General features: G+C 40.5%; 12 protein-coding genes. 7 read left to right on the forward strand and 5 right to left on the reverse strand.

Features of this window, described 5'->3' with window-relative positions; translation table 11 throughout:
- Window positions 1-23 precede the first annotated feature (23 nt).
- The 5 genes from L1D51_RS08515 to bfr (L1D51_RS08535) all read left to right on the forward strand — a co-directional run bounded on the left by L1D51_RS08515 (window position 24) and on the right by bfr (L1D51_RS08535) (window position 4,943).
- Complete coding sequence (locus L1D51_RS08515; protein WP_239963443.1) at window positions 24-1,094, forward strand: PepSY-associated TM helix domain-containing protein; 1,071 nt, start codon at window positions 24-26, stop codon at window positions 1,092-1,094.
- Window positions 1,095-1,121: 27 nt separating this feature from the next.
- Window positions 1,122-1,457, forward strand: coding sequence for a DUF3703 domain-containing protein (locus tag L1D51_RS08520; RefSeq protein ID WP_239963437.1), 336 nt, complete (start codon window positions 1,122-1,124; stop codon window positions 1,455-1,457).
- A 190-nt stretch (window positions 1,458-1,647) separates the two neighbouring features.
- Window positions 1,648-3,783 (forward strand): TonB-dependent receptor, encoded by a 2,136-nt coding sequence (locus L1D51_RS08525; protein ID WP_239963438.1) that lies wholly within the window; start codon window positions 1,648-1,650, stop codon window positions 3,781-3,783.
- Between the two features lie 210 nt (window positions 3,784-3,993).
- Window positions 3,994-4,467: a bacterioferritin gene (gene bfr / locus L1D51_RS08530; RefSeq protein WP_054552096.1), complete on the forward strand. Its 474-nt coding sequence runs from the start codon at window positions 3,994-3,996 to the stop codon at window positions 4,465-4,467.
- Window positions 4,468-4,478: 11 nt separating this feature from the next.
- Window positions 4,479-4,943: a bacterioferritin gene (gene bfr / locus L1D51_RS08535; RefSeq protein ID WP_054552095.1), complete on the forward strand. Its 465-nt coding sequence runs from the start codon at window positions 4,479-4,481 to the stop codon at window positions 4,941-4,943.
- 105 nt (window positions 4,944-5,048) lie between these two features.
- Here the strand turns inward: bfr (L1D51_RS08535) and L1D51_RS08540 are convergent, their stop codons facing one another.
- On the reverse strand, window positions 5,049-5,504 hold the full coding sequence (locus tag L1D51_RS08540) for a hypothetical protein (RefSeq protein ID WP_055199128.1): 456 nt from the start codon (window positions 5,502-5,504) through the stop codon (window positions 5,049-5,051).
- Between the two features lie 184 nt (window positions 5,505-5,688).
- On the opposite strand from L1D51_RS08540, the gene L1D51_RS08545 reads away from it, so the two are divergent.
- Window positions 5,689-6,120 (forward strand): hypothetical protein, encoded by a 432-nt coding sequence (locus L1D51_RS08545; protein ID WP_130167567.1) that lies wholly within the window; start codon window positions 5,689-5,691, stop codon window positions 6,118-6,120.
- Between the two features lie 422 nt (window positions 6,121-6,542).
- Here the strand turns inward: L1D51_RS08545 and L1D51_RS21735 are convergent, their stop codons facing one another.
- The 3 genes from L1D51_RS21735 to hutH form a co-directional block, all read right to left on the reverse strand.
- Window positions 6,543-6,674, reverse strand: a complete 132-nt coding sequence (locus L1D51_RS21735; RefSeq protein WP_275669140.1) for a GFA family protein — start codon at window positions 6,672-6,674, stop codon at window positions 6,543-6,545.
- A 121-nt stretch (window positions 6,675-6,795) separates the two neighbouring features.
- A complete protein-coding gene (hutU, locus tag L1D51_RS08550) occupies window positions 6,796-8,796 on the reverse strand; it encodes a urocanate hydratase (protein ID WP_239963439.1) in 2,001 nt (666 codons plus the stop codon).
- 11 nt (window positions 8,797-8,807) lie between these two features.
- Complete coding sequence (gene hutH / locus L1D51_RS08555; RefSeq protein ID WP_239963440.1) at window positions 8,808-10,301, reverse strand: histidine ammonia-lyase; 1,494 nt, start codon at window positions 10,299-10,301, stop codon at window positions 8,808-8,810.
- A 120-nt stretch (window positions 10,302-10,421) separates the two neighbouring features.
- Here hutH and L1D51_RS08560 point away from each other — a divergent pair, with 120 nt between their 5' ends.
- Window positions 10,422-11,318: a LysR family transcriptional regulator gene (locus L1D51_RS08560; protein ID WP_239963441.1), complete on the forward strand. Its 897-nt coding sequence runs from the start codon at window positions 10,422-10,424 to the stop codon at window positions 11,316-11,318.
- On the opposite strand, the gene L1D51_RS08565 is transcribed toward L1D51_RS08560, so the two are convergent.
- Window positions 11,296-11,712 (reverse strand): hypothetical protein (locus tag L1D51_RS08565; RefSeq protein ID WP_239963442.1); only part of this gene is annotated, 417 nt, incomplete at its 5' end. The genes L1D51_RS08560 and L1D51_RS08565 overlap by 23 nt on opposite strands.

The raw sequence follows: 11,712 nt of genomic DNA on the forward strand, positions 1-11,712 counted from the left end.
GTAAACTGAAGGAACTAACCTTGTTGAAGTTGTGGTTACGTCGTACGCATTTATTGCTTGCCTTAGTAAGCGGTTTATTTTTAATTTGTTTAAGTTTGACCGGTGCGTTGCTTATTTACGCAAAAGATATTCAATACCTTACTCAAAGCGATAAATGGACTGTAACGCCAGCGGCTTCAGCACTTGATTTTGATAGCCTCATAAAACATGTTTCAGCTTCCACCAAACAACCCGTTACCCTGTTAATGCCTGAACAGCGAAGTGATCTTGCCTGGCAATTACAGTTGGCAAACAACCGCTATGTCAGTGTTAATCCATACAACGGTCAAGTGTTACATGAGTACGATTACTACACTACGATTTATGGCTTTACCATGGCTTTGCACCGCTGGCTGCTTTATGAAGATGGCGATAAAAACCGCCCGCTAAGAAACTGGGTATCGGTGTGTGCGCTTATTCTTATTATTGAAATTCTGCTCGGCTTTTATATTTGGGTTAAACCAAAAAATCGTATCAAACGCTTGGCTATTAAACGTAAAGCAAAATTTAGAGTGCTGATGTATCAGCTACATACCGTTCTGGGTGTGTATTTTTTAATTCCACTTATTTTAATTGCTTACACAGGTATGGCGTTTAACTGGAAACCACAAACCAAAGCCATATTAGAATTTGTGATGCAAGGCACAGTTGAAGATAGACCAAAACCGCCAGCAGTTGTTCCCCCTTTAACGGATACGCCTTTTCAAGTGCAAAAAGCGTTTGATAACGCACAAACTGTATTTCCTGAAGGTAAGTTATTTAGAATTTATTTACCGAAAAAGCCAACTGATAACATTGGTTTTAGAATAGAGAACCCAGGTGAAAGCCATGCCTATAGTTGGGTATGGGCAAACCCATATTCAGCAGATATTGTTGCAAGCTATGATGCCAGCCAAAGTTCTTGGACCACCCAAACATGGAACTTTAAATATAAGTTTCATATTGGTGATTTTGCAGGCCCTATTGTGCAATTACTGTGGTTACTATTTGCTTTGTCACCGTTATTTTTCACGATTTCAGGTGTTTACTTTTGGTACAAACGGCATTACAAATAAACAATTTTATCGAAAATACCATTCGCCATGAATATTGAGCTCAAAAATGCCTTTAACACCGAAATGATATTGGCTAAAACTAGTTATAAGAAAGCAGATTACACAACCGCTTTTTATCACTTAGAGCGGGCTCATATACTGGGTCAAAGCTATATCATTGCGCATACTTACTCACATTGGTGGATGTGTAAAATTGGCTTTAAAACCCATAATGCCAAGGAAATAATTGGTCAGTTTGCTCGCATGGCAGCTTCAATTGTATTTTCGCGTATTTGGGTCCCACTCGGTAATACCGGCGGCACTAATGTTAGCCCTTTCAAACCAATGCCTATTCCAGACGACTTAAAACGTTTTTTAAACTAGCGCCAGCTAAAACACAGCTACTGTCCTGCTATTCCTAATCGCTATTTGCTTAATAACTAATTCAAATAAGTAGGTACAAAACAACACAACAATTTATTGCAAATAATTATCATTAGCCTTGCCTTTACACTTCTTTACATTTAGACTGCCGCACAATCACATAATAAATACCGATTTAACAAGGATAAACATGTTAAAAACTTCACTGACTCTGGTCGCTATTGCAATTAGCAGCCAGGCATTTGCTGATGATGCCATCAATAAAAAACTCACCGCAGAAGAAATGGAACACGTTGTTGTATCAGGCAGCCGTGTATTTGAAAGCATTGATGAAGTACCCGCTTCTGTAACGATTATTAGCCAAAAGCAAATTGAAGAACATTTAAAAGTTAATCCAGAGCTACAAAGCTTACTTGCGCAAATGGTACCAGGCCTTGCTCCAGATACAGGTAGCTCGAGTAATACAGGTCAGAGTTTACGTGGCCGTGCACCACTTGTGATGATTGATGGTGTGCCGCAATCTACACCACTCAGAAACGGCTCTTTGGGAATTAAAACACTCGACCCAAGTGCCATTGCGCGTATCGAAGTGATCAAAGGTGCTACCTCCGTTTATGGTAATGGTGCATCGGGCGGTATTATTAATTACATCACAAAGCAGGCAACAAGTGATGGTCAGCCAGAAGGTGAGATCAGCCTATCTTCACGTTTTAGTGCAGTTAAGTTAGAAGAAAGCGCCGGTGCGCGAGTCTCTGCTGCGGTTAATGGCCGAGCAGATAAACTCAGCTATTTATTTACTGCAAGTTACGAAGAAAATGGCGTTCAACGTGACGCCGAAGGCGATATTCTTGGCTTACAATATGGTTTATCTGATGCAGTAACCGAAAACTACTTCACCAAACTTGGTTATGACTTTGACGATGAGAAGCAACTGCAATTTAGCTATAACTACTTTAGCTCTCAACAAAAAACCGATTTAGGTGACGTTGTTGGTAACCTAAACGATGGCGAAAAAACGTATGCTATTCATGTACCTAAAGAGCTGCAAAAGCAAGGCAAACCACAAGGCCCAGATGGTAACGAAAACATTACCTTAAAATACACAGACTACGCCCTGTTTGCTAATACCCAAATGACGCTCGACCTTTACATGCAAGACATCGAGAATGTGTTTTTCTTTTCTACAAACTTAGCTAACCCAGACGAAGGCTACGAAGGCGGCCAATCAATTATTCGCTCTGAAAAGAAAGGTGCACGCGCTACCTTCAATACCCTTGTTGATTTTGACAATGTTGAAGCGACCTTCATTTATGGCCTAGATGCACTGAATGATGTGACGTCTCAGCCACTTGTTGATGGTCGTGTTTGGGTACCAGAAATGGATATGGAAAGCCTTGCTGGCTTTTTACAAACAAAATGGGTAATCGATAATGATTTAGTCATTAAAGCGGGTGTGCGCCAAGAGAGCATTGATTTAACCGTTGATGATTACAACACCTTAAAGCTTTGCCGTTCAGAAACACAGTGCTCTGTGCCACTTAGCGTAAAAGGCGACACTATTGATTACGATGCAACCACCTATAATGTAGGTGTTAAATACAATTTACTTGAGGCTTTCAGCCCATTTGCCAATTATTCACAAGGGTCTGATATCTCAGATATTGGCCGCCTACTACGTTCAGCAACGGTGAATGATATTGGTCTAATTCAAACAGAAGCATCAATCATCGATAACTATGAAATTGGTTTTACCTCACAGTTTGATGACTTACGTTTTGAATTTGCAGCTTACCGCAGTACATCAGAGTTTGGCACCACCAATAGCTTTAATGAAGTAACGGGTGTTTATGAGCCGGTACGTGCACCGCAAGAGATTTGGGGTTACGAAACATTAGTTGATTATAAAATTAACCCAACTCTAAAACTGGTTGCAACTTACAGCTATGTTGAAGGTAAAAACACCGAAGACGACATTTACTTAGGTTCGCGCCAAATAAGCCCACCAAAAGGCACTGCTAACTTAAACTGGCAGCCTAATGATGAGTTATCACTTGCGGTGAGTTATTTATATGTGGGTTCACGCAAACGCTTTGAACCAAATGCAGACGGCGACTATGTTGGCGACCAAGGGCCAATTAGCAGTTACAACCTATTTAACCTAAGCGGTCGTTATAACTTTAGCGAGAACTGGCAAGCGTTTATGGGCGTAGAAAACCTATTTAACAATGATTACTACCCTGCCCGTGCCCAGTCATACACCTACGGTGGCTATAACATTAAAGGTTTAGGTACCACTGTTACACTTGGTGCAACCTATAGTTTCTAAGTTAAATTTTGTTTAGAACAACAAGCCCTTCTTAGTAAGGGCTTTTTTTATTTAAGAATAGAAACGATAAATTGTTCATTTATCAACCATTAACGCAAACTTAAACGAGAATCACACTCAATAGTAAACAACTGATTTACAAAGGAAAAAGTTTGCAATCTTGTTTTTATATACTACAATTACCGCAACTTGGAATTCGAGGACAGCATTATGAAAGGTAACCAAAAAGTCATCGATAGTTTTAACAAACTACTCGCAAACGAATTAGCCGCTATAGATCAATACTTTATTCATTCTCGTATGTATGATGATTGGGGCCTAAATAAGCTGTATGAGCGTCTTAACCACGAAATGGAAGAAGAAAAAGATCACGCTGATTGGTTGATCAAACGTATTCTGTTTTTAGAAGGCGTACCAAACATGACTAAGCGTCGTGATCTATTAATTGGCTCAGACGTGAAAAGCATGATGCAAAACGATTTAACACTTGAACTAGAAGTGGTTGATTGTGTTAAAGAAGCAATTGCTATCTGTGAACAAGAAAAAGACTATCAATCACGCGAAGTGCTTGAAAAGCTATTGTTTGATACAGAAGAAGATCATGTTTACTGGTTAGAACAACAGCTTGGTCTAATCGACAAAATTGGTAGCCAAAACTACCATCAATCTCAAATGGGCGAATAGAGGCTAATTGTATGAAAGGCGATAAAAGCGTCATTGCTGCACTTAATAAAGTATTAGCGAATGAATTAGTAGGTATTAACCAATACTTTTTACACGCTCGTATGTTCAAAGATTTTGGCTTTTCAAAATTAGACAAAGCTGATTACAAAGTATCTATTCAAAAAATGAAAAACGCCGACCGTTTAATTGAGCGTATTTTGTTTTTAGAAGGTTTACCAAACCTACAAGATTTAGGTCGCCTACGTATTGGTGAAAACTCAGAAGAAATGATTGAAGCTAACATGAGCTTTGAACTTGATTCTCTACCTGATCTTAAAGCGGCAATTAAACTTGCTGAAGAGAAAAAAGATTACATCAGCCGTGAAGCGCTAGATAACATCTTAAATGAGCAAGAAGAACAGATTGATTGGCTTGAAACACAGCAGCAGTTAATCAAAACCGCAGGGCTTGAGAATTACCTGCAATCTCAAATGTAATTTGCTAAAACTTAAAAAAGCAGCCTAGGCTGCTTTTTTTATGTCTACGGATATGACAAGTTGCCTTCGAATTTGGCTTTTAAAATTCATTAGTTAGATGGAATTTCATTGCTTCTCGAACACACATGAGACTTCAGGTTTATTCAGCGTGTAAGTAATACTGCCGTTCTCTTTAAAACGCAGATCTTCAGTTGTTGAACCGTTGTCGTCTTCATTATCACAGCGAAAATATCGCTTGGTTCTAACAATGCCATCTACAAAGTATTTTAACTTCGAACTGACAACGCAAAAGTTAGGTATCTTCTTTACCTGCGTGCCGTTGTGTAAGTCACTAAAATCGATTAACGTCCCTAAGGTAAAGCCTTGCGTTGGTTCTTTTATCAATGAAAAAGATGCGTTTTGACAAACCGCATCACTGCCTTCTTTTGTTTTGTAATCACCTTGTTTGTCTTTTATCAGAGCCAAAAACTGTGTTTTATTGCTCGGCTTTACATCCAGCAGAGCGCTGGCAATTGACGAGGTTGATAGTAAAAAAGCCACTAAACAAAAGTAATATCTCATTGAAAATCCATAAACTTATAGACACTTTACTAGCATAGCATGCTGATTAAGGTTGGTGAATTTATAACGTATTAGTTAATACGATTAAAAAATGCTTTTGGTTCTATTTTATGAACTTTGCATAGGCAACCAACCAGTTTATATGCTATAAATTTTAATGATGATAACTTTTGGAGGGAATCAAATGAAAATAGTCAAACTCATCGCTTTAACCACATTTTTGGCCTTAACCAGTACTCAAAGCCTAGCGGGTGATGACGACTGGAAAACAATCGCAGAGAAAAAGGTCAGCTACAAAAGCGAAACCGATACCGTTAACCCTATCACCAGCAGCCACTACAGCCATATTAAAGTTAAGTGCACCCATGGCACTGTGAATCTTAAGAAAATTAAAGTCGTTATGAACAACGGTGAAGAAAAAGTGTTTGATAACCTAGGTGTTTTAACCAAAGGAATGTCATCACGTAGCTTAAATTTGCCAGACAAAAACGACGCTAAACTCGATAAAATCAAGCTTGAATATGAATCAGTAGGCAGCACAGCCCTTAGTATGGCAGGCGTAACCGAAAAAGCCGAAGTTGAAATTCTCGCAAAAAAAGCAAAGAAAGAAGATTAAAGTTGCGAGATACGAGATGCGAGATGCGAGATGCGAGATGCGAGATGCGAGTCAGGATGTTAGAGCCTATACAGTTTCACAAACAGCGGCGTCTTTCCGACGCGACTATTTAAAAACAAACGCGCGAAACAAGTTTCACGCCTACTTTAGAAAACATTAGGCACTAGGATTTAGGCTCTAGGACGCGATATAAAATCGCTGCTACTCGTTCGGCGTTGAAACGCCTCCTAGAAACTTGTAACTCGCTAGCTTTACCCTTTAACGCGCTAAACAAATTTCACGCCTACGGTAGGATACATTAGGCGCTAGGATTCAGGCTCTGGGACGCGATGTAAAATCGCTGCTACTTGTTCGGCGTTGAAACGCCTCCTACAAGCTTTACCCTCGCAACTTGCAAACTTTACTCTCGTATCTCGCTAACTTTACTCTCGTATAGCAGTACCGGTTAGTTTGCGGCATTGTTCGCAATGGCAGAAGAAAAAACGCCTAAAGTTATCAGCGACTTTATAACTCACTTCGCCGCAGCAGCATCCACCAGTAAGTGTTTTAGTCATATCTATCTCCTTATTCGCTAAGCTAAAAATTTATTCCCTAAACGATGCGCTATTTAATAATTTTTGGCAATAAAAAAGGCCATGTTGCGCTTACAACATGGCCTTTTTGCATTGACACAACTTAGAAATCTAAGTTTGATAAAACTTCATCATCAACGTTATTAGACAAGGTCACTTTAAGTTTAGGGGTACGATCCATTTCACGTTTAATCGCAAAATTAGCTTCTTCGTTACGCGCCCAACTACGACGAGCAATACCGTTGTTTACATCAAATAATAGCATAGATTTCAAACGACGCTCGGCAGCTTCACTTCCGTCTAGTAGCATACCAAAACCACCGTTGATCACTTCGCCCCAGCCTACACCGCCACCATTGTGAATAGATACCCAAGTAGCACCACGGAAACCATCACCAATTACATTGTGAATCGCCATGTCTGCTGTGAAGCGGCTACCATCATAGATGTTTGATGTTTCACGGAAAGGTGAATCCGTACCACTTACGTCATGGTGGTCACGGCCAAGTACAACCGGACCAATTTCACCACGATTAATGGCATCATTAAAGGCTTTAGCGATTTCAGCTCGGCCTTGTGCGTCTGCATAAAGAATACGAGCTTGCGAACCAACTACGAGCTTGTTCTGTTTCGCATCTTTGATCCACGTGATGTTGTCTTGCATTTGCTGTTGGATCTCTTCAGGCGAGTCCGCCATGATTTTATTTAAAACGTCTGCAGCAATCGCATCTGTTTTATCAAGATCTTCTGGTTTACCTGACGTACATACCCAGCGGAACGGGCCAAAACCGTAGTCAAAACACATTGGACCAAGAATATCTTGTACGTACGATGGGTATTTAAAATCAATACCGTTTTCAGCCATTACATCGCCACCAGCACGTGATGCTTCTAGCAAGAACGCATTCCCGTAATCAAAGAAGTAAGTACCTTTTGCCGTGTGCTTGTTAACAGCATCGGCGTGGCGCTTAAGCGTCGCTTGTACTTTTTCTTTAAATACTTCTGGCTCTTCACGAATTAAACGATTTGACTCTTCATAGCTGATATCAACCGGATAGTAACCGCCTGACCAAGGGTTATGAAGTGAAGTTTGGTCTGAACCTAAGTGAATGAAAATATCTTCTGCTAAAAAGCTTTCCCATACATCAACCACGTTACCGATAAAGGCAATTGAAACCACTTCTTCATTTTGCTGTGCCGTACGTACACGCTCAACAAGCTCTGGCATGTTATCAATTAGCTCATCAACCCAACCTTGCTGATGACGCTTAATAGCCGCCTTAGGGTTAACCTCGGCACATACGGTGATACAGTTAGCAATGTTACCCGCTTTAGGCTGAGCACCACTCATACCGCCTAAACCAGCAGTTAAGAAGATCTTACCTTTTGGTGATTCGCCTTTTTCCAGTACTTTACGGAATGCATTCATTACCGTAATGGTTGTACCGTGAACAATACCTTGTGGGCCAATGTACATAAATGAACCCGCAGTCATTTGACCGTATTGAGTTACACCCAGTGCATTGAATTTTTCCCAGTCATCCGGCTTTGAATAGTTCGGGATCATCATACCGTTTGTTACAACCACACGCGGTGCTTCAACTGATGATGGAAATAACCCCATAGGGTGACCCGAGTACATGTGTAGCGTTTGGTCTTCTTCCATTTCGCTTAAGTACTTCATAGTTAATAAGTACTGCGCCCAGTTTTGGAATACCGCACCGTTACCACCGTAAGTGATTAGCTCTTCAGGATGCTGTGCTACTGCAGGATCAAGGTTATTGTCGATCATTAACATGATAGCGGCAGCTTGTTCGCATTTAGCCGGGTAATCGCTAATTGAGCGCGCTTTAAGTTCATAATTAGGCTTAAAGCGATACATGTAAATACGGCCAAATTGCTTAAGCTCAGCGGCAAATTCAGCGGCTAATTCTTTGTGCCATTCTTTAGGGAAATAACGCAATGCGTTACGAATAGCTAATTGCTTTTCGTCAGCCGATAAAATGTCTTTACGTTTTGGAGCACGGTTTGCATCACTTGGATACGGTTTTGGCTCTGGTAATACGCTTGGGATACCTTGCTTAATTTGTTCTTGAAAAGTCATTATTTGCTCCCTTAGTTAACTTTAAACGCTTGCGATTTAACAAGTTCTACCATGGCATCAATGTCTGGCTTAAGTAAGCGGTCTTCTTCTAGTTTGGTAACTTTGCTGCGAATTAGCGCAAAGTTTTCTTCAATGATGTCTGAACACTTGTTAGGACGTCTAAATTCGATTGCTTGCGCTGCATACATCAGCTCAATAGCAAAGATTTTATCAAGGTTACCTAAAATCTGGTTTAACTTACGACCAGAGATACTACCCATAGATACGTGATCTTCTTGGCCCATTGATGTTGGTACGCTGTCTGCTGATGGCGGGAAACACAATGATTTATTTTCTGTTACCAGTGCCGCAGTCACATACTGCGGGATCATCATGCCAGAGTTTAAGCCACCCGATGTCGTTAACAAACGCGGTAAGCCGTGTAGGCCCTCAAGCAATAAATAACAACGACGATCAGCAATGTTACCAAGCTCTGCCGCTGCGATTGATGCGTAATCTAATACCATAGCAAGTGGTTGGCCGTGGAAACCACCACCCGAAATAGCTTCTTCTTCGCTGATCACAATTGGGTTATCTGTAACAGAGTTCATTTCTGTTTCAGCAAGCTCTTTTAAGTGGTAATACGCGTTACGTGATGCACCATGAACTTGTGGAATACAACGCAGTGAGTAAGGGTCTTGAACACGGTCACAATCAGTGTGTGAAGCCATGTTTTCAGAGCCTGCAAAAAAGCTACGCATGCGCGCTGCAACTTCAACGTTACCTTTAAAAGCACGAATTGCGTGTAACTCTTCACGGAACGGCGATTCGCTACCTTGCATACCTTCAATACTCATAGCACCTGCTACATCAGCAAGGTCTAATAAGTAACGCATTTTAGTAAGCGCGGTAATGGCATGCGATAAAATGAACTGAGTACCGTTAATTAATGCAAGGCCTTCTTTAGCATGTAAATCTAAAGGCGCTAAACCGTGCTCTTTTAATACGTCTGCTGCTGGCTTGATTGTGTCTTTTACCCAAAACTCACCTTCACCTAAAAGAGGTAAGAATAAGTGTGATAACGGTGCTAAGTCACCTGATGCGCCAACTGAGCCTTGCTCTGGTACAACAGGGATAATATCAAGTTCAATAAACTTAAGCATACGCTCAACAACGGTTAAACGAATACCTGAAAAACCTTGGCTTAATGCGTGTACTTTGGTGATTAGCATCAGCTTTGAAATAGGTTTAGCGATTGGCTCACCCACACCAACAGCGTGTGTGATCAATAAGTTCTTTTGTAATAGGTTAGTTTCTTCTGGAGAAATTTGTGTATCACACAATGGACCAAAGCCCGTATTGATACCATAAATGGCTTTTTCTGAGGCAGCCATTTTGTCTACGTTTTGGCGGCTTTTATTAATTTTATCAATTGCTTCTTGGCAAAGCTCTGCCTGTAACGTACCGGCTGCAATAGCATTAACGCTGTCTAACGTTAATTGGTCAACACCATACTTAAATGTCATTTATAACTCCTAAAGAACAGGATTAAGTTTTATTTAGATGGAGTCTAGCTTGCTCTAGTTGTTTTACAAATGCATAATTATCGTTATTCATTCCAGATTTATCGAACTAAAAGAAGAGCTATGCAAGTTCATGACGTAGACCTGCGCTTATTGCGCGTTTTTGTAGCAATTGTTGAGTGTGGCGGGCTTTCAGCCGCAGAGTCACGTTTGAATATTGGTCGCTCCACCATCAGTGCGCATTTATCTGATTTAGAAGTAAGGCTTGGTATTAAATTATGTAAACGTGGCCGCAGTGGTTTTGAAATTACAGACGCTGGCGCCATCACTTATCAGGCATCAATTGAACTGCTTCAGCAATGCGAAGCTTTTGCTAATACCGTAGCCAGCTCTAAAAACGAGTTATCGGGACGTTTAAGTATTGCCATGATAGATACCATGGTCAGCGACCCACGCTGTGCCATTCCCCGCGCGATAGCAAGGTTAAAAGGCAAAGGTAAAAACATTCAGTTCGATATTAATGTGTGCGAGGCACGAGAGGTAGAAACCTCAGTAGCCAATGGCCGCTCATTAGTGGGGATTGGCGTTAGCCGCCATCATATTCGCGGACTTAATTACACCGCCCTACATAACGAAACTAACTTTTTGTATTGCGCAGTCGGTCATCCATTATTTGAGTGTGAAGACAAACAAATAGATGGGCTCATTAAAGAAGCCGAAGTCATTACCAGTAACTACATGCGCGATAAAGAAAGCCGAAACGACGGTTTAAACTATCAAAATAGTGCTGTTGCTTATCACGATGAAGGTATTGCACATTTGATTTTATCGGGTGAGTTTATTGGTTATTTACCCGATCACTACGCACAGTTCTGGGTCGAAAAAGGAATTTTTAAAGCTATCCAGCCAAACAAATATCACTACGATATTCCAGTGGTATTGATCACCTCAAAAACAAATGCCAGCTCGCCTTTAGCAAATGCCATGATTGATGAAATTAAGCGTTGTTATTCGGTTTAGCTTTAAACTTGTTGATTAAACTAAAAGCAATCAAAATCAGACCAAAAATACCAAGCAATATACGAGCTATGTTGCTTTTAAATAGCGCCTGTTCATAACTTTGAATCATCTTACCATTAAGTTTTAATTGATGGACTTTATACGCTTCGGCACTTTTATCATACGAAGCCAAAATATGAACGTTATCATTTAAGCTAATTGGTAAGTTAGTTGGTCTAAGGAATGTAGTCGTCTTCTCAGTACCAACAACTGTCATGAGTTTACATTTAAATTTGCCACAATTTCTATGTGAATCATAAAAGCGTTGTACTACGCCCGGCTCATCTATTAGTTGTTCTTTTATAGGCAAATCCAAAAAATAGAATGCGGCAATAATCTGTACTAACCCTATAAA

Origin of the sequence: Pseudoalteromonas shioyasakiensis (assembly GCF_022398475.1) — a bacterium.
Lineage (GTDB): Bacteria > Pseudomonadota > Gammaproteobacteria > Enterobacterales > Alteromonadaceae > Pseudoalteromonas.